The organism is Mangrovicoccus sp. HB161399 (assembly GCF_013184745.1).
GTDB lineage: Bacteria > Pseudomonadota > Alphaproteobacteria > Rhodobacterales > Rhodobacteraceae > Mangrovicoccus.
On the sequence record NZ_JAATVU010000014.1, the window covers coordinates 93,270 to 113,350 of the forward strand.

Annotated in this window: 16 protein-coding genes; 5 read left to right on the top strand and 11 right to left on the bottom strand. The window is 68.0% G+C overall.

All coding sequences use genetic code 11. The annotated features are described in order from the left end of the window. Window positions 1-7 precede the first annotated feature (7 nt). From HCC78_RS10435 to hemB, 3 genes are all read right to left on the bottom strand, one after another. Window positions 8-2,473, bottom strand: a complete 2,466-nt coding sequence (locus HCC78_RS10435) for a penicillin acylase family protein (protein ID WP_172328710.1) — start codon at window positions 2,471-2,473, stop codon at window positions 8-10. A gap of 83 nt (window positions 2,474-2,556) precedes the next feature. Further along, complete coding sequence (locus HCC78_RS10440) at window positions 2,557-3,108, bottom strand: YSC84-related protein (protein WP_172328711.1); 552 nt, start codon at window positions 3,106-3,108, stop codon at window positions 2,557-2,559. 124 nt (window positions 3,109-3,232) lie between these two features. Next, a complete protein-coding gene (hemB, locus tag HCC78_RS10445) occupies window positions 3,233-4,231 on the bottom strand; it encodes a porphobilinogen synthase (RefSeq protein WP_172328712.1) in 999 nt (332 codons plus the stop codon). Between the two features lie 124 nt (window positions 4,232-4,355). On the opposite strand from hemB, the gene HCC78_RS10450 reads away from it, so the two are divergent. Then, window positions 4,356-4,862 (top strand): component of SufBCD complex, encoded by a 507-nt coding sequence (locus HCC78_RS10450; protein WP_172328713.1) that lies wholly within the window; start codon window positions 4,356-4,358, stop codon window positions 4,860-4,862. A 24-nt stretch (window positions 4,863-4,886) separates the two neighbouring features. Beyond that, window positions 4,887-8,348, top strand: coding sequence for a transcription-repair coupling factor (mfd, locus tag HCC78_RS10455; protein WP_172328714.1), 3,462 nt, complete (start codon window positions 4,887-4,889; stop codon window positions 8,346-8,348). Between the two features lie 58 nt (window positions 8,349-8,406). Here the strand turns inward: mfd and HCC78_RS10460 are convergent, their stop codons facing one another. The 5 genes from HCC78_RS10460 to HCC78_RS10480 all read right to left on the bottom strand — a co-directional run bounded on the left by HCC78_RS10460 (window position 8,407) and on the right by HCC78_RS10480 (window position 14,521). Further along, window positions 8,407-9,630 (bottom strand): MFS transporter, encoded by a 1,224-nt coding sequence (locus tag HCC78_RS10460; protein ID WP_172328715.1) that lies wholly within the window; start codon window positions 9,628-9,630, stop codon window positions 8,407-8,409. Window positions 9,631-9,697: 67 nt separating this feature from the next. Next, the gene (locus HCC78_RS10465) at window positions 9,698-10,330 is read right to left on the bottom strand and encodes a DsbA family oxidoreductase (RefSeq protein WP_172328716.1); all 633 of its coding nucleotides are present in this window, start codon (window positions 10,328-10,330) and stop codon (window positions 9,698-9,700) included. After that, on the bottom strand, window positions 10,317-11,852 hold the full coding sequence (locus HCC78_RS10470; RefSeq protein WP_172328717.1) for a class I adenylate-forming enzyme family protein: 1,536 nt from the start codon (window positions 11,850-11,852) through the stop codon (window positions 10,317-10,319). The genes HCC78_RS10465 and HCC78_RS10470 overlap by 14 nt, the downstream gene beginning before the upstream one ends. A gap of 39 nt (window positions 11,853-11,891) precedes the next feature. Further along, the gene (locus HCC78_RS33160) at window positions 11,892-12,674 is read right to left on the bottom strand and encodes a fibro-slime domain-containing protein (RefSeq protein WP_216671104.1); all 783 of its coding nucleotides are present in this window, start codon (window positions 12,672-12,674) and stop codon (window positions 11,892-11,894) included. A 140-nt stretch (window positions 12,675-12,814) separates the two neighbouring features. After that, on the bottom strand, window positions 12,815-14,521 hold the full coding sequence (locus tag HCC78_RS10480; protein ID WP_172328733.1) for an extracellular solute-binding protein: 1,707 nt from the start codon (window positions 14,519-14,521) through the stop codon (window positions 12,815-12,817). 530 nt (window positions 14,522-15,051) lie between these two features. On the opposite strand from HCC78_RS10480, the gene HCC78_RS10485 reads away from it, so the two are divergent. From HCC78_RS10485 to HCC78_RS10495, 3 genes are read left to right on the top strand one after another with little or no spacing between them, the layout of a single operon-like run. Further along, the gene (locus HCC78_RS10485) at window positions 15,052-15,825 is read left to right on the top strand and encodes a 3-hydroxybutyrate dehydrogenase (protein ID WP_172328718.1); all 774 of its coding nucleotides are present in this window, start codon (window positions 15,052-15,054) and stop codon (window positions 15,823-15,825) included. A gap of 19 nt (window positions 15,826-15,844) precedes the next feature. Beyond that, window positions 15,845-16,384 (top strand): hypothetical protein, encoded by a 540-nt coding sequence (locus tag HCC78_RS10490; protein ID WP_172328719.1) that lies wholly within the window; start codon window positions 15,845-15,847, stop codon window positions 16,382-16,384. Then, a complete protein-coding gene (locus HCC78_RS10495; protein WP_253949123.1) occupies window positions 16,381-17,448 on the top strand; it encodes a patatin-like phospholipase family protein in 1,068 nt (355 codons plus the stop codon). Before HCC78_RS10490 ends, HCC78_RS10495 begins: the two co-directional genes overlap by 4 nt. Window positions 17,449-17,460: 12 nt before the next feature. On the opposite strand, the gene HCC78_RS10500 is transcribed toward HCC78_RS10495, so the two are convergent. Genes HCC78_RS10500 through HCC78_RS34465 form a run of 3 tightly spaced genes read right to left on the bottom strand, consistent with a single transcriptional unit; the run spans window position 17,461 to window position 19,986 of the window. Beyond that, window positions 17,461-18,390, bottom strand: coding sequence for a site-specific tyrosine recombinase XerD (locus HCC78_RS10500; RefSeq protein ID WP_172328720.1), 930 nt, complete (start codon window positions 18,388-18,390; stop codon window positions 17,461-17,463). After that, a complete protein-coding gene (locus HCC78_RS10505) occupies window positions 18,387-19,868 on the bottom strand; it encodes a hypothetical protein (protein ID WP_172328721.1) in 1,482 nt (493 codons plus the stop codon). Before HCC78_RS10505 ends, HCC78_RS10500 begins: the two co-directional genes overlap by 4 nt. Further along, entirely contained in the window at window positions 19,855-19,986 is a 132-nt protein-coding gene (locus tag HCC78_RS34465) for a hypothetical protein (protein ID WP_256368227.1), read from the bottom strand. Before HCC78_RS34465 ends, HCC78_RS10505 begins: the two co-directional genes overlap by 14 nt. Between the last annotated feature and the right edge of the window lie 95 nt (window positions 19,987-20,081).

Sequence of the window (20,081 nt, forward strand, 5' to 3'; positions counted from 1 at the left end):
AACCACGTCAGTCCTTTTCGGGACGCAGCCAGACTGTCCCCTCGGCGCCCGCCCGCGCCAGATCCAGATCCAGCGTCATCGGGATGTATTCGCCGCGCCGCCACAGCTCGCCCAGGTCGTCGTAATGGCGCGACAGCGGATGGCCGGACTGGCCGGTGGCGATCACGAAGAGCGAGGCATTCGGATCGGTCAGGTCGTATACGCCGCGATAGCCCGAGGCATGGACATTGGCGAAGGGGGCGGGATCGGTGCCCTTGGTCAGGCCGCGCGCCAGGGTCTGGTCGCCGCCCGAGGTTGATTGCCGGATGTTCACCAGCCAGTTCAGCACAGTCACTCCGCCCAGCACCGGATGGTCGTGATGGGCCTGGTGGGCGTCGCCCCAGCGCAGCGATTCCAGCGTGCCGCCATAGGTCTCGCCAAGCCAGACCATCGCGTCGTCCAGCGCCAGCCGGGCGATCTGGGCGCAGCTTTCCACCGGCTCGGACTGGATCACGTCGCACCAGGCCGCGGCACCGCCGACATTGCGGAACACGCGCTCGATGAAGAGCGGCTCGACATGGTCGAAGGTGGCGGCGAGCGGGCCGCCGAGATCGTCCTCGATCAGGCGCTGCTGCAAGAATCGCATCCAGGCCATGTAGATCAGCGGCTCGGGCAGATGCTCGTTCATCTCGCCGTTCCAGTTGGCCAGCAGATCCAGCGCCTGCCGCCGCCGCCGCTCGGGCGTGCCTTCGGCGGCGGCTTCGCCGGTATACCACAGATCGGCGGCGACCAGCGGCAGCAGCGTCCGCGCCGAGACCGACACGGTGTCGAGCTGCGCCTCCATGAAGCTGTCGCGGGTATGGACCTCGCGCGACTGCATCAGCCGCTGCCAGCGCTGCACGCGCTGCGTGTCGCCCCAGGTGAAGCTGACATGGTTGGGGTAGGGCGCGTCGGTGAACTTGTTGTTGGTGTTGCCGAGAATGCCGCCCTCGGGGTCGAGGAAGCGCGGATTGTCGGAATAGGGCAGGTAGCCGTCCCAGCGGTTGGTGCCGACCCAGCCGCGCGAGGGCAGGCGGCCCTGGCCTTCCTGGGCGATGCTGCGCTTGGGCTGGCGGCCGATCAGCTGCATGCCGATATGTTCCCGGTCGGCCATGGTCAGCATCTGGGCAGGCGCCACGATGCCCTCGGCCGCGCCCATCGCCTCGTCGACCGAGCGCGACTGCATCAGCCGGATCGCGGCGCTCATGGTGGTGTCGGCGGGATCGAGCACCGTCCAGCTCAGCGACATGACATGGCCGGGCGGGGTGACGGAGGCAAGGTCGTAGACGGTGCCGGGCAGGACCGGGCCGTTTTCCGTGCGGCGCAGCGTCAGGGTGCGCGGTCCGGCATCCTTGACGTTCATCAGCACCTGCTCGGTATCGAATTGCAGCCAACCGTCAGGTCCCCGGTATTGCGAGGGATTTTCGGGGTTCACTTCCTCGATGTGCAGGTCCTGGTCGTCGAGGTAGGCGCTGGTCAGGCCCCAGGCGAAATCCGCGTTCCGGCCGATCAGAACGTTGGGCATGCCGGGAATGGTGCCGCCGATCACGCCGCCGCCGGGCAGCTGCAGCTCGGCGAGATACCAGATCGAGGGCGCGGTGAGTTCCAGATGCGGATCGTTCGCCAGCAGCGGACCGCCGCTGGCCGACCGCTTGCCCGAAGCTGCCCAGGCGTTCGAGGCGCCTGCCGCGCCGGGCGCGGGCAGCGGCGACAGGAAGGCCTGCGCCAGGTCATAGGGGGCGTCCTTGGCCGGGCCGGCCGGGAAGAGGGATGCGAAATCCTCGAGCGCGGCCACGGTCTGCGGGCTTTCCGGCAGGATGTCCTTCACCCGCTCGGGCGGCAGGACGAGCGCGACGCGGGCGCGCTGCACCTCGGATGACAGATGCGTCGACAGCTGCAGCCCCATCAGCTTCATGACAGCGAGACTGTCGGCCGGGCGCCAGCGCGCGACATCGGCGCCGAACAGGAACAGCTCCGGCGCGCCACGGCCGAGCGCGCGATCGTTGACCTGGTCGATCCAGGCATTGACCCCGGCGGCATAGGCCTCCAGCGCGCGCTTCGTCTCGGGGCTCTGCACGGCCAGCGAGGCTTCGGCCGCCTTGTAGAGGCCGAGCCGCAGCAGCAGGTCGTCGATCCCGGCCGTGCGCTCGCCGAACAGTTCGGACAGCCGCCCCTGCGCAGTGCGGCGGAACATGGTCATCTGCCAGAGCCGATCCTGGGCATGGGCGAAGCCGAGGCCGAAATAGACGTCCTCGTCGGCCGCACCGACGATATGCGGCACTGCATAGGTGTCGCGCACGATCTCCACCGGGGCGGAGATGCCCTCCAGCGTGAAGCTGTCGTCATAGTCCGGCAGGGAGCGCGTGACCAGGTACCAGGCCAGCGCAAGCACCATTGCCCCGAGCAGCGACAGCCCGAGAAAGAGGCGCAGGCCCCATGTGAAGACGAAGCGCATGCGCCGGGCTCCCTAGATGCGGGGCGGTCCAGCCCCGGGCCGGGCGCGCCGAGGGCCCGGTTGCAGGTTGAAACCGCCCCCGCTCAGCGCAGGATGCGGGTGTATTTCGTGCCGGCCAGCGTTGCCGCGGCGCGCAGCCCGGTCTGGGCGAAGATGATGGCGACCACGGGCTTGCCGCTGACATCCGTCGAGGCCGAGAGGTTGCCGCCCTGCTTGTCGAGCGCGAATTCGGCATCGGCCCCGCCGGTCCAGCCGGGCGATGTGCGGAATTCGCGCAGCGCCTCGGGCGTCAGGAAGAACATGACATAGGCGTATTGCTGCGCGCCGATCTGGAAGCCGAAGCTGGCCTGGGTCGCGGAATAGTAGTCGACCGTGGCATCGCCGATTACCAGCGCGCCCTCGCCGTAGCCGCCGCCGACGATGAAGCCGGCCTCGCCGATTAGCGGCATGACCAGCATCCCCGAGGATTTGGCTGCGATCTCGCGGGTTTCCGGATAGTTCGCGTACATGTAGCTCAGCGTCTGCTGCACGCGCTGGTCGATCACGGCGCCGCCATTGGCACCCACGGAATTGTCGCAGGCGGCCAGCAATGCGGCGCCCCCCATCAGTACGGCCCGCCGGGTCGGATTGGTCATGCTCGCCTCGTCTGTGATGGCTCCGCGGAGCCCGCCTGCAAAAATGCGCCGTTCCGGCGTCGTTCGCGGCGGACTCTATGCGAATGCGCGGAGCTTGTCATCGCCAATGCGCCCTTGCCCGAGGTCAGGCAGAAAGCAGCCGGGCGACGCGCGGCGCGAAATAGGTCAGGATGCCGTCGCAGCCCGCGCGCTTGAAGCCCAGAAGGCTCTCCATCATGATCTTCTCGCCGTCGATCCAGCCGTTCAGGGCGGCCGCCTCGATCATCGCGTATTCGCCCGAGACCTGGTAGGCGAAGGTCGGCACGCCGAATTCGGATTTCACCCGGTGGCAGATGTCCAGATAGGCTTGGCCCGGCTTGACCATCACCATGTCGGCGCCTTCCTCAAGGTCGCGCGCGATCATCCGGAGCGCCTCGTCGGAATTGCCCGGATCCATCTGGTAGGTCTTCTTGTCGCCCTTCAGCGCCCCGGTCGCGCCCACCGCATCGCGGAACGGCCCGTAATAGGCCGAGGCGTATTTCGCCGAATAGCTCATTATGGTGACGTCCTGGTGGCCCGCTGCCTCCAGCGCGTCGCGCATCGCGCCGATGCGTCCGTCCATCATGTCCGACGGGCCGAGGATGTCGGCCCCGGCCTCGGCCTGGGCCAGCGCCATCTTGACCAGCGCCACGACCGTTTCGTCATTGACGATCTTGCCGCCCTTCACGATGCCGTCATGGCCGTTGATGTTGTAGGGGTCGAGCGCGATGTCGGTCATCACCGCCATCTGCGGCACCGCGGCCTTGATCGCGCGGATCGCCCGGTTGGAGATGTTCTCGGGGTTCCAGGCCTCTTCGCAGGCTTCGGTCTTCAGCGACGGGTCGGTATAGGGGAAAATGCAGACAGCGGGGATGCCCAGATCGGCCGCGGCCTGCGCCGCCGCCACCGCGCGGTCGACCGAGAAGCGCATGACGCCGGGCATCGAAGCGACCGGTTCCTCGGCATTCTCGCCCTCGCGCACGAAGATCGGCCAGATCAGGTCCGAAACCGTCAGCGCGCTTTCGCAGACCAGCCGCCGGATGGCGTCGGATTGGCGGGTGCGGCGGGGACGCTGGCGCATATGGAAGGCGTGGGGGCTGGTCATTTCGGACTCCGGCTTGAACGGTGCACCCGAGTGCCACGGAATGGCGCGCATCTCAAGGCTGGCCCTTGCCTCCGCAAGGCGTTAGCACCGTCACACCCTCGTGACGAACCGGAGCCTGCCGCCCGTGCCCCTGAGCCCTTTCGACCTGATCTCCGCTTCGGCCTTCTCCAGCCTCTGGTACTGGATCGTGGTCGCCCTGGTCTGGACCCGCGTGGCCCATGCACCGATGGGCATCCCGATGGACCATTACGACCGCGCCCGCGCGGTGGGCGGGGACGAGGATGCCTTCGCGCTGCTGCGTGCGGGCGTGGCGCGGCAGCTCGGGCACAGCGAAAAGGCGCGGGTCTGGTTCACCGGCGTCTGGGCCTTCGCGCTCAGCTCGCTCCTGGGCCTGTCGCTGCTCGGCGCGGAGCTGGCGCAGGCGCTTCTGGTGCTGGCGCTGCCGCTGGCGATCGGGCAGTTGCTTGTCTTCCGGACCGCGCGGCGCATGTCGCAGATGGAGCCGGAGGTCGGTCCGCTGATGGCCGAGCTGAAGCGGCTGCGGCTCTGGCTGCAGCTGCTGTCGCTGGCGGCGATTTTTGTCTCTGCCGTCATCGGCATGAACCAGGTGCTGGCACGCGCCTATCTCTGAGCGCGGGCGAAGGAGCAGAAGACCATGACCGATCCCAAACACCTGACCGTGGCCGGTGCGCCCGAAGGCTATGACGCAAGGCTGCTGCTGAAGGAGATCGAGCGCTCGGACGGGCCGGTCCTGCACATCTCGCGAGACGACAAGCGGCTGGAGGCGATGCGCTCGGCGCTGGCCTTCTTCGCGCCGGACATGCCGGTGTTTTCCTTCCCGGCCTGGGATTGCCTGCCCTTCGACCGGGTCTCGCCCAATCCCGACATTTCTGCGGCGCGGATGGCAACCTTGGCGGCGCTGGTCCATGGCATGCCCGCGCGTTTCGCGATCCTGACCACGCTGAACGCGGCGACCCAGAAGATCCCGGCGCGGGACCTGCTGCGCGAGGCGGCCTTCCGCGCGCGCGTCGGCCACCGGATCGACGAGGCGGGGCTGAAGCAGTTCCTCGTGCGGATGGGCTTCACCCAGTCGCCGACGGTGATGGAGCCCGGCGACTATGCGGTGCGCGGCGGCATCATCGACATCTTCCCGCCGGGCGAAGGCGGGCCGGTGCGGCTGGACCTGTTCGGCGACACGCTGGATTCGGCGCGGCGCTTCGATCCGGTGACGCAGCGCACCACGGAGACGCTGAAGGAGGTCGAACTGGCGCCCGTCTCCGAAATCGTCTTGGACGAGGCAGCTGTGACGCGGTTCCGGCAGAACTACCGCATCGAGTTCGGCGCGGCGGGGACCGACGATCCGCTCTACGAGGCGATCTCCGCGGGGCGCAAGCACCAGGGGGCGGAGCATTGGCTGCCGTTCTTCCACGAACGGTTGGAGACGCTGTTCGACTACCTTCCCGGCGCCAGCATTATGCTGGATGATCAATTCGATGCGGCGCGAAGCTCGCGTTGGGAGACGATCGCCGACCAGTATGATGCGCGGCGCGAGGCCATGGGCGACCGCAAGCGTCTGTCCTCGGTCTACAAGCCCTGTCCGCCGCATCTGCTGTATCTCGACGATGCTGCCTTCGAAACGGCGGCGACGGGCCGCCGGGTGATGCGGATGAGCCCGCTGCAGCAGGCGACCGGCCCCGGCGTGATCGATGCCGGCGGACGGATCGGCCGCAATTTCTCGCCCGAGCGGCAGCTGGAGAACGTCAGCGTTTTCAGTGCACTGTCTGACCATCTTAAAGCGAAGCTGAAAACCGGCCCGGTTGTCGTCGCCAGTTATTCCGAGGGTGCGCGGGAACGGCTCAAGGGGCTGCTCGAGGATGAGGGGCTGCTTGGCGCAAGGGAAATCAGGGACTTCCGGGACGTTCTTCAGAAGGAAAAGTCGGTCAACCTGGCGGTCTGGGCGCTGGAGCACGGTTTCGAGGCCGAGGGGCTGACGGTCGTCTCGGAACAGGACGTGCTGGGCGACCGGCTGATCCGTGCGCCCAAAAAACGCAAGCGGGCCGAGAACTTCCTGACCGAACTTCAGACGCTTTCCCCCGGCGATCTGGTCGTGCATGTCGAACATGGCGTCGGCCGCTACCAGGGGCTGGAGGTCATCAACACGCTCGGCGCGGCGCATGAGATGATCCATATCGAGTATGCCGAGGCCGCACGGCTCTACCTGCCGGTGGAGAACATCGAGCTGCTGAGCCGCTATGGCCACGAGGACGGGCTGCTCGACAAGCTCGGCGGCGGTGCCTGGCAGGCCAAGAAGGCGCGGCTGAAGGAACGCATAAAGGAGATCGCCGACCGGCTGATCCGGATCGCGGCGGAGCGCGAGCTGCGCAAGGCGCCGATCCTGGCCGCGCCGAACGGCATGTGGGACGCCTTCTGCGCGCGCTTCCCCTATGCCGAGACCGACGACCAGCTGCGCGCGATCGAGGACACGCTGGACGATCTTGAGCGCGGCCGCCCGATGGACCGGCTGATCTGCGGCGATGTCGGCTTCGGCAAGACCGAGGTGGCGATGCGTGCCGCTTTCGTCGCCGCCATGGCGGGCCAGCAGGTCGCCGTCATCGCGCCGACGACGCTGCTTGCGCGCCAGCACGCCAAGGCCTTCGAGGAACGCTTCCGCGGCTTCCCGCTGGAGGTGCGCCAGCTGTCGCGCTTCGTCGCGGCCAAGGAGGCGAGCGCGACGCGCAAGGGGCTGGCCGACGGGACGGTGGACATCGTCATCGGCACCCATGCCGTCCTGGCCAAGCAGGTGAAGTTCCGGAACCTCGGGATGCTGGTCATCGACGAGGAGCAGCGCTTCGGAGTCGGCCACAAGGAGCGGCTGAAGAGCCTGCGCTCGAACATCCATGTGCTGACGCTGACCGCGACGCCGATCCCGCGGACCCTGCAGATGAGCCTGTCGGGCGTGCGCGACCTGTCGATCATCGGCACGCCGCCCGTCGACCGCCTGGCGATCCGAACCTATGTCAGCGAATTCGACCCCGTGACCGTGCGCGAGGCGCTGCTGCGCGAGCATTACCGCGGCGGCCAGAGCTTCTTCGTCGTGCCGCGCGTCGCCGATATCCCGGAGATCGAGGAATTCCTGCGCGAGCAGGTGCCCGAGGTGACGGTCGTCGTCGCCCATGGCCAGCTCGCCGCGGGCGAGCTCGATGACCGGATGAACGCCTTCTATGACGGCAAGTTCGACGTGCTGCTGGCCACGACCATCGTGGAATCGGGGCTCGACATTCCGACGGCGAACACCATGGTCGTGCACCGCGCCGACATGTTCGGCCTGGCGCAGCTCTACCAGATCCGCGGCCGCGTCGGCCGCTCGAAGACCCGTGCCTATGCCTACATGACGACGAAGCCGCGGATGAAGCTGACGCCTGCCGCCGAGAAGCGGCTGCGCGTGCTGGGCTCGCTGGACAGCCTCGGCGCGGGCTTCACGCTTGCCAGCCAGGATCTCGACATCCGCGGCGCCGGCAACCTGATCGGCGAGGAGCAGTCCGGCCAGATGAAGGAGGTCGGCTACGAGCTCTACCAGCACATGCTGGAAGAAGCGGTGCTGAAGATCCGGTCCGGCGAGGCGGAGGGCATCCTGGAAGATGACGGCCAATGGGCGCCGCAGATCAACCTGGGCGTCCCGGTGCTGATCCCAGAGGAGTACGTGCCCGATCTGGACGTGCGCCTGGGCCTCTACCGCCGCCTCAGCAATCTGACGACCAAGGTGGAGCTGGAGGGCTTCGCCGCCGAGCTGATCGACCGCTTCGGCAAGCTGCCGCGGGAGGTCAACACGCTGCTGCTGGTGGTGCGGATCAAGGCCGAGTGCAAGCGGGCGGCGATTGCCAAGCTCGACGGCGGGCCGAAGGGCGTGACGATCCAGTTCCACAACGACAAGTACCCGAACCCGGCGGGCCTGGTGGAATACGTGCAGTCCGAGAAGGGGCTGGCCAAGATCAAGGACAACAAGATCGTGGTGCGGCGGGACTGGGACAAGGCCAGCGAGCGGATCAAGGGCGCCTTTGCCATCGCCCGCGACCTGGCGCAGCGGGCGCGCACCGAACCGGCGAAGAAGAAGGCATGAAAAAAGGCCGGAGCGGGCGACGCTCCGGCCTTCGGTCCTGTCCGTCCGCTCCGCGGCGTCAGGCGGCGGTGCGGGCCGTGTCGTAGGCGCGCCCGGCCAGCATCACCCGGCCGAAGACCATGAAGGCGAAGATGCAGAAGACCAGCGGCACCTGCGTGCCGTTGAAGCTGGCCGCCGCCGGGATCGCGATCAGCGCGCCAAGGATCGTCGAGATCGCGGCCAGCAGCGAGGAGGCGATCCCCGCGACATGGCCGAGCGGCTCCATCACCAGCGCGTTGAGATTGCCCATCGACAGGCCCATCGTCATGAAGATCGACACCTGCCACAGGAAGTACCACAGCAGCATGTTCTCGGGCACCAGCCCGGTCTGCAGCGCCAGCAGGTAGGCGCCGGAAATCGCCACCTGCGCGGTCATCGCGATCGACGAGATCCGGTGCATGCCGAAGCGCATGACGATCCGCGAATTGACCATCGGCGCGATCAGCGAGGAGATCGCCGCCGCCCCGAACCACAGCGGGAACTGCTCGCCCAGGCCCAGCGTCTGCTCGAAGACCAGCTCGGTCGAGGAGACGTTCGTCAGCATCATCGCGAAGCAGGCGCTCATCGCGAGCACCGAGCGGCGCACCATCGGGATCGACACGATCTCGATCAGCGCGGCGCGGATCAGCGGCAGCCGGATCGGGCGGCGGTTCTCCTTCGGAAGGGTTTCGGGCTGGCGCAGCATGAACCAGGTCAGCACGACGCCCGAGAAGATCAGGAAGGACAGGAAGACCGAGCGCCAGCCGCCGATCCAGATGATGCCCTGTCCGATGGTCGGTGCGATCGCCGGGAAGACCATGAAGACGGTGATGATCATCGAGGTGACCTGCGCCATCGAGCGTCCGGCGAAGCGGTCGCGCACCATCGCCATGGCGACCACGCGGCTGCCCGAGGCGCCCAGGCCCTGGATCAGCCGGGCGGCGAGGATCAGCTCCAGCGACGGCGCCAGCCAGGCCAGGAAGGCGCCGAGCGCGTAGATCGCGCCGCAGGCGATGACCAGCGGACGGCGGCCATAGGCATCCGAGAGCGGCCCGGTGAAGAAGGTGCCGATGCCCATGCCGATCATGAAGACGATCACGACCAGCTGCGAGCGCACCGGGTTCTGCGGCGAAAGCGCTTCGCCGATCTCGCTCAGCGCGGGCAGCATGGCATCCACGGAAAAGGCGATCATGGCCATCATGGCGGCCATGAGCACGACGAACTCGCCCTTGGAGGGCTGCGACTCGGAATTTTTCACAGACATGATCGCCCTTTATGTGCGCAATCGCAGTCTGTCACCCTGATATTATGTGCGCTGGCGCGCAGACGAGTCAGGCCATTCCCGCAATTTCGTCGATCACCTGTATCCAGAGTTGGGCAGGCTGGGCGCCCGGCACGGCCTGCTTGCGGTCGACGAGGAATGTCGGCACGCCGGTCACGCCCATGCCGCGGAAGGCGGCGTCGCGCTCCACGATGAGCTTCAGGTCGGCATCGCCGCCGAGCAGCCGGTGCATCATGGCCGCATCCATGCCCGCGCCGTCGGCGATGTCGCACAGCACGTCGCGGTCGCCGATGTCGCGGCAGTCCTGGAAATACGCCCTGAACAGCGCGTCCACGACCGCCTGCTGGCAGCCCTCGACCTCGGCCCAGAGGATCAGCCGGTGCGCGTCCAGCGTGTTCGGCACGCGCGGGATGGCCGAGAGGTCGAAGTCCAGCCCGGTCTCCTTCGCGGCTTCCATGATCGTGGCCACGGTCTCGGCGGCCGCCTCGCGGCTGCCGAACTTTGTCTCGTAGTAGCCCTTCCGGTCGATGCCCTCGCGCGGCATGTCGGGATTCAATTGGAACGGGTGCCATTCGATGACGAAAGGGTGCTTCGGCCGCGCGGCCAGCGCCTGGTCGAGCCGCGTCTTGCCGATGTAGCACCAGGGGCAGATCGGGTCGGAAATGACGTCAAGCTTGATCATGGGAAGTCTCGTAATCCTGTCGTATCTTGCGGCGCATCAGCTTGCCGTTTGGGCTGCGGGGCAGCGAGGCGCAATGGACGAAGAGCCTCGGGCACTTGTAGCGCGCGAGGCGCTCGGCGGCGTGGGCGGCCAGTTCCGCCTCGGGGACGGGCTCGCCCGCGTAGAAGGCGGCGATGATGCTGGCGCCCTCCTTCACGGCGATTTCCACGGCGGCGGCTTCGGTCACCTGCGGATGGGCGGCCAGCGCGGTTTCCACCTCGATCGGCGAGACGCGGAAGCCGCCGGCGTTCATCATGTCGTCGCTGCGGCCCAGATAAGCGATCGCGCCCGCCGCGTCCATCTCGCCCAGGTCGCCGGTCAGGAACCACCGGCCGTCGTCGGTGTAGCGGGCGCGGGTCTCGTCCTCGGCATGCAGGTAGCCCAGCATCAGGCCGGGATCGTCCGCGGCCACGGCGATGGTGCCCGGCGTGCCGCGCTCCACGGCCCGGCCGTCCTCGTCCAGCAGCGCGATGCAGCGGCCCGCCTGGGCAAAGCCCAGCGTGCCCTCGGGCGCGGGACGGCCGGGACAGCCCGACAGGAAGGTCGAGACCTCGGACATCCCGAAGGCTTCGTGGACCTGCTTGCCGGTCGCCTCCGTCCAGGCATGGCGGGTGACGGCGGGCATCTTCTCGCCTGCGGACAATGCGTGGCGCAGCTTCGGCAGGGCGGGCATCGGCGCGCGCAGCATCTGGCGGAAGACGCCCGGCGCGGCGGCGAAGATCGTGGCGTCGTGGCGCTTCAGCAGCAGCGGCAGCTGCGCGGGCGCCACGCCTGCGGCCGGGATCAGCGCGGTCGCGCCCATGGTCCAGGGATCCATCAGCCCGGTGCCCAGCGTGTAGGTCCAGTTGAACGCCCCGGCATGCAGCAGCCGGTCGGCGGCGCCGAGCCCGTACCAGCCCTGCATCATCATCTGCCGCGCCCAGATGGCGCGATGGGCATGGATCACGCCGCGCGGGGTGCCGGAGGTGCCGGAAGTATAGACGATATACGCCGGCCGGTCCGGATCGCCGGGGACCGGCTCCATCGGGGCATGCGCGGCCATGTCGTGCAGCTCGGCCTCGGCGACCACCGGGCAGTGGCAGGGATCGGGCAGGGCGATGCCTTCGCCCGCGAAGATCAGCGCGGGCTCCAGGTCGGCGGCCAGCTTGGCTATCTCGGGGCCGGTCAGCTGCGAGGAGGTCGGCACCGGCACCAGCCCGGCGGCAATCGCCGCGAGATAGGCCAGCGGGAACTCGACCGTGTTTCCAAGGCGCATGAGCACCCGGTCGCCCTCGGACAGGCCTTGCGCCTTCAGCGCGCCGGCAAGCCTCAGGACGGTGGCCTCGAGCCGGCCGTAGCTCCAGCGTTCCGAGCCTGACAGGCTGAGCACCGCGAGCGCGATCTTGTCGGGATCGTCCTTGGCGCGCGACAGCACATGCCCCGCGAGGTTGAAGGCCTCGGGACAGGCGGGGCGGTCGTGGCGGAGATCCGTGAGTGACAGCATGCTGCCGGGTTATTCGCCCGGCCGCGGGTTTTCAAGCCGTCAGCCGCGGCGGCGCCGGGCGGCGATGCCTCCGGCCCCCAGCAGGGCGGCCGCCAGAAGCAGCCCGGCCGAAGGCAGCGGGATCGGCGCCGGGTCGACCGTCGAGGAGAGCGGCAGCGAGGTGGTGATGAAGAAGTTCGACTCCGTCGTGTGGCGTTCGGCGAAGAAGATGCTCATGTCGTAGACCGAGCCCGTCGACAGGCCGAGCGCGGCCAGGTCCTCGCCGGTGAAGCTGCGCGTGACCGCGGTGTGCAGCCCGCCGATATCCATCACCAGCTTGCCGTCGACGAAGACCCACAGATCGTCGTCGCCGGTGAAGGTGAAGGTGTCGCTGAGGTCGAAGCTCGTGCGGGTGAACAGCTCGTAGGTGAAGGAATAGTTGTGGTGCCAGCCTTCGTTGCCCATCAGCATGTTGTCGATCGGGAAGAAGGCCGAGCTGCCGAAGCTGTAGAGGCCGGAGCCGTCCGAGGTCTCGTCCAGCGTGATGTCGTAGCTCAGCGACTGGTTCACGCCCTCGATGTCGCGGTACCACTGCGCGAAGTTCTCCTTCGTCGAGTAGTTCTGGCTGCCCACCGCGCCGTCGGCCAGCACCGGCTTGCCGTCGGCATCGAGCAGGGTCTCCACCGCGCCGGTCTGCAGCCCGCCCGAGTAGCTTTCGAAATCGTCATGCGAGAAGGCGAAGTCGCGGACCGTGCCGGTCAGCGTGATGCTGGAGGCAGCGGCCGGAAGGGCGCAGATGAGCGAGGCGAGGAGTGCCCCCGCAGCGAAGCCGGCTTGGCGCATGGAATGTCTCTGGGGTTGGATGTCCTGCGCCATCGGGTACATCGAATGGCTTGTTTTCGCAAAAACTTCCCGGAAACAACCTTAACCGGACAGCCCCCTGCGGAGCTGCCCGGGAAACGGCGGCGCGGCCGGTCAGGCGGTCATTCGGACCACCAGACATCCGGCTGCCAGCCCGGCCAGTCGCCGTAGAGCGGGATCTTCTCCGGATAGTGCAGGCTGGCATCGTAGGCGAGGCGCGAGACCTTGGAATACCACAGCGGGATCACGTAGCGCCCGGTGGTCAGCACGCGGTCGAGCGCGCGCACCGCCGACTGGAACTCCGCCGGGTCGGCGGTTTCCAGCATGTCGGTGATCATCGCCTCGGCGGCGGGGCTGCGCATGCCCATCCAGTTGCGCGAGCCCGGCGTGTCGGCGGCCTCGGCGCTCCAGTAGAGCATCTGCTCGTTGCCGGGGCTCAGGGACAGGGCCCGCGTGTAGAAGGTCATGTCGAAGTCGTAGCTGTTGGTACGCTCGTTGTACTGGGCGCTGTCGATCGTGGTGGTGCGCACCGCGATGCCCAGCCGCTCCAGCGCCTGCGCGAAGATGTTGACGATGGCCTGGTATTCGGTGGAGCCCTGCCGGATCAGGAACTCGAACTCGAAGGGACGGCCCTGGGCATTGACCAGCCGCCCGTCCTTCGGCGTCCAGCCGGCCTCCTCCAGCAGCGCCGCCGCCTTGGCCAGGTTCCTGCGGTTCCGCGCCGTGCCGTCGCCCTCGGGCAGTGCGTAGCCCTCCAGCGCGCCGGGCAGCAGCTCGTCCGCGAAGGGCTCCAGCAGTTCCCTGACCCGTCCCTCGGCCGGTCCGGGCTGCATGGCGAGGACCGAGTTGCAGAAATACGAGCAGATCCGCGGATCGCGGCCGCCATTCTGCGTCTGGGCGATGAATTCGTAGTTGAAGGCCTGCAGCATTGCCTCGCGCACGCGCCAGTCTGCGAACATCTCGCGGCGGGTGTTCATCACCAGCCCGGTGATCCCCGACGGCCGCTCATGCGGGATCTCGGCCTTGACGATCTTGCCCTGCTGGACCAGCGGGAAATCGAAGCTGTCCTCCCAGCGCGCGGCGTTGCCCTCGCGGAACGAGCTGATCTCGCCCGCCTTGAACGCCTCGAAGACCACGCTGGCATCGGCGAAATACTCGTAGCGGATCAGGTCCAGATTGTTGCGGCCGCGGTTGAAGGGCAGGTCCTTGCCCCAGTAGTCGGGGTTGCGGCGGAAGTTGATGAAGCGCCCCGGCTCGAACTCGGCGATCGGGTAGGGCGAGGAGCCGATCGGCGGGATCAGCGAGCTTTCCGCGAAATCCTTGCCCTCCCACTGCGCCTTCTCGAAGATCGGCCGCAGTCCCATGATCAGCGGCATCTCGCGGTCGGGCGTGTTGAAGGTGATGCGGAAGGACCGCTCGCCTGTCTGCTCGATCTTCTCGACCTTCTGCCAGCTGCCCAGGAACCGCGGATGGCCCTTGGTGCCGAGCGTTTCGTAGGACCAGATCGCGTCCTCTACCGTGACGGGCGCGCCGTCGGAGAACTTCGCCTCGGGACGGATGGTGAACTCCACCCATTCGCGATTCGGGCCGGTTTCCACCGACTCCGCGAGCAGCCCGTAGAGCGTGAAGGGCTCGTCGTAGGACCGGCCCAGCATCGACTCGAAGACATGGCTGTAGACGCCCCAGGGCGCGCGGCCCTTCAGGATGTGCGGGTTGAGGCTGTCGAAGCCGCCCTGTTCGGCGAAGACGATCTGGCCGCCTTTCGGCGCGTCCGGATTGGCATAGGGAAGGGACACAAAATCCGGTGGCAGCGCGGGCTCTCCGTACATAGCTATGCCATGCTTCGGCTCGGCCTGCGCGAGCCCCGCCGACAGAAGTGCCGCCAGCACCCAGCCGGTCCGTCCTGCGGAATATGTCAAAATCTTGTTCCTGCTCCGGTTTTGTTTGGCCCTGCCTAGCAGATATGCGCTGATTTTGAAACTTTGGGGTTGGAGAGCGGGCCTGTTGGCCTTATATAAGAAGCACTGCTCGATAGGTTTCTTGCCTGTATGAAACCTGCCTCAATGACTTGACGCCGGCCTTGTGCCGGCGTCTTTTTTGTCTGGCGAGCCCAAGGATTCAAGGCCAAAAGCGACATCGTCCCCGCTGCCGGAGGCATTTTACCGCGCCCCGTGCCGCCGTTCCGGCCCCTGTGCCGGGAGAATCGGCAGCCGCGGGACGGCCGGGCGGGAGACCGCCGACGGGCTGCGGCAGATCGCGGGCGCGGCATTTTCGGGAAATCGTCGCGGTCCTCATGATTTGTCTGGCCTTCGCGGCCGCAGCAATTAAGTTTCGGACGCATCAGAAGGGGAGTAACGACATGACTCTGGCGGGCAAGACGGCGGTCGTCACCGGATCGAATTCCGGCATCGGGCTGGGCGTGGCAACGGAACTGGCGAAGGCGGGGATCAACGTGGTCCTGAACTCCTTCACCGACCGCGACGAGGATCATGCGCTGGCGGAGAAGCTGGGCAGCGAATACGGCGTCACCGCGCGCTACATCAAGGCCGACATGTCCAAGGGCGACGAGTGCCGCGCGCTGGTCGAGCAGGCCGGGGCCTGCGACATCCTGGTGAACAACGCCGGCATCCAGAACGTCGCACCGATCGAGGACTTCCCGACGGCGAAGTGGGACGCGATCATCGCGATCAACCTCAGTTCCGCCTTCCACACCACCGCGGCGGCCCTGCCGATGATGCGCAAGGCCGGCTGGGGCCGGGTGGTCAACATCGCCTCCGCGCACGGCCTTACCGCCTCGCCCTACAAGTCCGCCTATGTCGCGGCCAAGCATGGCGTCGTCGGCTTCACCAAGGTCACCGCGCTGGAGACCGCGCGCGAGCCGATCACCGCCAATGCCATCTGCCCGGGCTATGTCCTGACACCGCTGGTCGAGGCGCAGATCCCGGACACGATGAAGGAATACAACATGTCCAAGGAGGAGGTGATCGAGAAGGTCCTGCTCGACCGCCAGCCCTCCAAGCAGTTCGCCACCGTCGAGCAGCTGGGCGGCACCGTCCTCTATCTCTGCTCGCCCGCGGCGGACCAGGTCACCGGCACCACCATCTCGGTGGACGGCGGCTGGACCGCGCTGTGACCTCCGGCAGGACGGCCGCTTGTTCGGCGCGCTGAGCAAGGCGCTGATCGCCCGCACCGAGTCGCGGCTCGGCGTGGGCTTTCCGTATGTGCGCCGCATCGCCGAGACCAAGACGCGGCTGCTGCTGCGCTACAAGAAGTTCATCGATTTCCTCGATCCCAACCAGGACGTGCCGCCCGAGGCGTATCACCTGGCGCGGATCCGCGGCGCGATGGCGGCGGCCTGCGCCGACTGCGTGGAAAGCGAGATCGCCCGCGCCAAGGCGGCGGGGCTGCGCGAGAGCCTGATCCGCGAATTCCTGACCGCCGCTCCGGGGGAACTTCCGGCGCCGCTGGACGATGTCATGAGGCTGGCCGATGCCGTGGTCCGCGACCGCAGCGACGATCCGGAGGCGCGCGAGCGCGTCCGCGCCGCCTTCGGCGAGGCGGGGCTGATCGAGCTGGCCTTTGCGATGAACGGCGCCGCGCTGATCCCGGGGGTCAAGCGCGCCATGGGCTTTGCCGGGCAGGGCTTTCCCGAAGCTCTGTCCCGGCTGGCAGGTAGCGAGGACCGGACATGAAGGACATGAAGAACGACGTGAAGCGGATCAACCTGGCGCTGCAGGGCGGCGGCGCGCATGGCGCCTTCACCTGGGGGGCCCTGGTGCGCCTGCTGGAGGACGAACGGATCGAGATCGCCTCGATCTCGGGCACCTCGGCGGGCGCGCTGAACGGTGCCGCGCTGAAGGCAGGGCTGTCCTGTCCGGAAACCGACGATCCGCGGAAGAACGCGATCGACATGCTCAACTGGCTCTGGACCCAGATCGGGGCGGTGCAGGACCTGCGGATGAGCGCCTGGATCAACGCGCTGGGGCCGCTGGTCGGGCTGATGCGCGACGCCTACGAGGCCTCGCCCGCCTTCCTCGTGGCCGAGGCCGCCTCGGGGTTCATGTCGCCCTACATGTACGGTCCCGCCTACCGCAATCCGCTGGACCGGATCGTCGGGCAGCTGATCTTCGACAACATCTGCTGCACCGACCGCGGACCGGATTTCTTCGTCTGCACCACGCGGGTGCGGGACGGCAAGTCGCGGGTCTTCCGCGGCGGCGAGATCAGCGTCGACACGGTGCTGGCCTCGGCCTGCCTGCCGACGATCTTCCAGGCGGTGAAGATCCACGACAGCCAGACCGGGCGCGACGAGTTCTTCTACGACGGCGGCTACACCGGCAACCCGGCGCTCTATCCGATGTTCTCCGCCCACCTGCCGGACGACATCGTGATCATCAACATCAACCCGCTGGAGCGCGACGAGCTGCCGACCACGCCGCAGGAAATCGCCAACCGGGTGAACGAGATCAGCTTCAACTCCTCGCTGCTGCGGGAACTGCGCGCCATCGCCTTCGTCAAGCGGCTGCTGAAGACCGGGCAGGTGCCCGAGGGGTCGATGCGCGACCTCCACATCCACCTGATCGCCGATGACGAGATGATGACCGAGCTCTCGGTCGCCACCAAGCTGATCCCGTCGCCCTACCTGCTCGGCAAGCTGCACAAGGCGGGCTATGCCGCCGCGGATGCCTTCCTGTCCGAGCATTTCGACACGATCGGCGCGGACAGCTCGGTCGACACGGTGAAGATGTTCTCCTGAGCCCGGCGGGGCTCAGTCGCCGCCCGCCAGCGGGTGATGCTCCAGCACCAGCTCGCGCAGCCGCGCTTCCAGCACATGGGTATACACCTCGGTCGTGGCCAGGTCGGCATGGCCCAGCATCATCTGGATCGCCCTGAGATCGGCGCCGTTCTGCAGCAGATGCGTGGCGAAGGCGTGGCGGATCGTGTGCGGCGTCACCGTCTCGGGCGAGACCCCGGCCTTCACCGCCAGAGTCTTCATCAGCAGGAAGAAGGCCTGCCGCGTCATGTGCCCGGTCGCGCCGCGGCCCGGGAAGAGATAGGTCGAGGCGGGCTTGCCGCGCTTCCGCTTCGCCAGATCCTCCTCGGCATCGCGCATTGCCAGCCATTCGGCCAGCGCCTTGCGCGCCGGGGGCGACAGCGGCACCAGCCGTTCCTTGCCGCCCTTGCCGCGCACCAGGATCATCGCCGGATTGCCGCGCGCCGCCGAGACCGGCAGCGTCACCAGCTCGCTCACGCGCATGCCGGTGGCGTAGAGCAGCTCCAGCAGGCAGGAGGTCCGCATCTTCTCCAGCGCGTTGCGGCCATGGTCCTGCGCGGCCTCCAGCAGGCGTTCGACCTCTTCGATGCTCAGCGTCTTCGGCAGCCGCTTGGCCCGGCCCGGCCCGCGGATCTGGATCGCCGGATTGTCGGTGCGCAGGTCCTCTTCATAGGCGAAGCGGAACAGCTGCCGGATCGAGGCGAGGCGCCGCGCGCGGGTGGCGCGGGACAGGCCCTGGGCCTCGCAGAAGGCGATGTAGTCCTCGATCTCGGCACGGTCGGTTGTCTCGAAACCGCTGTCGCGCGCGGCCAGCCAGCCGGCGAAATCCTTCAGGTCGCGGCCGTAGGCCAGCCGGGTGTTCAGCGCGGCGTCGAGCTCGGCGCTCTGCGCCTCGAGAAAGCGGCTGATCCATTGCTCCATCATCGTCCGATCCCCCCGGCGAGGATCATGTCGGCAGCGATGCGTCGCGCCGACTTGTCCTGGCCGCAGGCGCGCAGCAGTTCCAGCGCGCGGACGCGGTCCTCGAAATCCGCCTCGGCCCCCGGCGCAAGCAGCGTCAGCGCCGAGAGGATGGCCTCGCCGACCCCGTCCTGCAGCGGCACCGGCTCGCCCTCGAAGGCCGCCGCCAGGCGCTTCGCCTGCGGATCGCTGCCCTCGGGCGGCGGGTTGGCGGTGACGAGGCTCCAGGCTAGCGCCAGATCGCTGCCGGCGCCTTCGTGGATCTGCTCGGGCACGTGGCCGGCGAAGATCCGCAGCCGCAGCGCGGCCTCGGCGCCGGGCCCCTTCAGCGGCAGCCGGTTCAGGCGGTGCGCCATCATCTCGGCCAGGGCCGGTTCCAGCCCTGCGAGTCCCATGGCCGAGCGCGCGTCGACCAGCGTGCCCGAGACCGCCGCGGGATCGCCGGAATTCAGCGCCAGATCCAGGGCCTGGACCGCGCGCACCCGGTCCCAGATGGCGCCGGACACCGTCGCCCGGCGCTCGGTATAGAGCCCGAGCAGGCGGTTGCCGCCGACCGTTCCGGCGCGTGCCAGCCGCTCTGCGCCTTCCAGCTGCGCCTTCCAGCCCGAGACGAAGCGCAGATCGGACCAGGCGAAGGCCAGGGGCAGGTCGCGCGTGGGCAGCGGTTCGCCGATCGCCTCGTAGATCCGGAAGGACAGCGGCGTCACCTGCCGCGGAGGCAGCAGCGGGGGTTCGCCCTCGAACAGATCTGGATCGAGGAACCGCGCCAGCATGGCGTAGTCGGCGTCGCTGACATCGCCGAGCGCTCGGCCGCTTTCCAGCGTCAGCGCGGCGGTGGTCCAGCGGCCTTCGCGCGCCAGGCAGAACACCCGCGTCGCAGGGTTCGGCGTCAGGCCGGGATTGGCCTCCAGCGCGGCGCAGGCGCGGTCCTCGCTGTCGGACAGCAGGCTGATGTCGAACCAGCGGCGGAACAGGTCGGGCGTGTCGGGACCGGCGCGCTCGATCAGCGCCTGTGCCCGGTCCAGCGCGCCGCGGCGCAGGAGCGCGTCGATCCGCGCGGTCAGCAGCGCGTCATCGGGACGTGCGGGCGGCTCGGCCTCGGTCAGCAGCAGCCGCTGCACCAGATCCTGCGCGCCGGGATAGGGCGAGGGCTGCAGCCGGGCCAGCATGTCCATCACCCGGCCGATGTCACTTCCGTGCCACAGATCCGCGGGCAGCCCTGCGGCGCGCGCAGGGATCAGCCCGGTCGCATCTCTGTCGAGCTGGCCCAGGGTGCCGGTTTCCACCTGTGCCGCGCCGGCCGGGGCCGGGACGGAGAGGCTGTCGCTCAGCCAGGGCAGGGGGGCTGCCCCGCCATCCTGCGCGCAGGCCGGAACGCCCGCCAGCAAAAGGCCGGCGCAGAGCGCGGCCCCGGCCCCGGCCCCGGCGCTACTGCGCGCCAAGTTCCACCGGGATGGTCATTTCGGTCCTGTCCGGCGAGAGATTGCCAAAGTAAGCGAATCCCACCAGCCCGATTCCCGCGACGATCAGCAGGAATGCCAGTACCTTCAGTAATCTCATGTCAGACCTGCCTTCGGAGCCTCTGCGCGTTTGACGATGTTTCTTGTTCAACTTATACGTCGCGCCCCAGTATAACACGGTGGTGCCGTGTCTCA

Coding starts and splice junctions, on each gene's coding strand:
- HCC78_RS10435 (WP_172328710.1), bottom strand. CDS start 2,473: ATGCGCTTCGTCTTCACATGGGGCCTGCGCCTCTTTCTCGGGCTGTCG.
- HCC78_RS10440 (WP_172328711.1), bottom strand. CDS start 3,108: ATGACCAATCCGACCCGGCGGGCCGTACTGATGGGGGGCGCCGCATTG.
- hemB (WP_172328712.1), bottom strand. CDS start 4,231: ATGACCAGCCCCCACGCCTTCCATATGCGCCAGCGTCCCCGCCGCACC.
- mfd (WP_172328714.1), top strand. CDS start 4,887: ATGACCGATCCCAAACACCTGACCGTGGCCGGTGCGCCCGAAGGCTAT.
- HCC78_RS10460 (WP_172328715.1), bottom strand. CDS start 9,630: ATGTCTGTGAAAAATTCCGAGTCGCAGCCCTCCAAGGGCGAGTTCGTC.
- HCC78_RS10465 (WP_172328716.1), bottom strand. CDS start 10,330: ATGATCAAGCTTGACGTCATTTCCGACCCGATCTGCCCCTGGTGCTAC.
- HCC78_RS10470 (WP_172328717.1), bottom strand. CDS start 11,852: ATGCTGTCACTCACGGATCTCCGCCACGACCGCCCCGCCTGTCCCGAG.
- HCC78_RS33160 (WP_216671104.1), bottom strand. CDS start 12,674: ATGCGCCAAGCCGGCTTCGCTGCGGGGGCACTCCTCGCCTCGCTCATC.
- HCC78_RS10480 (WP_172328733.1), bottom strand. CDS start 14,521: ATGTACGGAGAGCCCGCGCTGCCACCGGATTTTGTGTCCCTTCCCTAT.
- HCC78_RS10485 (WP_172328718.1), top strand. CDS start 15,052: ATGACTCTGGCGGGCAAGACGGCGGTCGTCACCGGATCGAATTCCGGC.
- HCC78_RS10495 (WP_253949123.1), top strand. CDS start 16,381: ATGAAGGACATGAAGAACGACGTGAAGCGGATCAACCTGGCGCTGCAG.
- HCC78_RS10500 (WP_172328720.1), bottom strand. CDS start 18,390: ATGATGGAGCAATGGATCAGCCGCTTTCTCGAGGCGCAGAGCGCCGAG.
- HCC78_RS34465 (WP_256368227.1), bottom strand. CDS start 19,986: ATGAGATTACTGAAGGTACTGGCATTCCTGCTGATCGTCGCGGGAATC.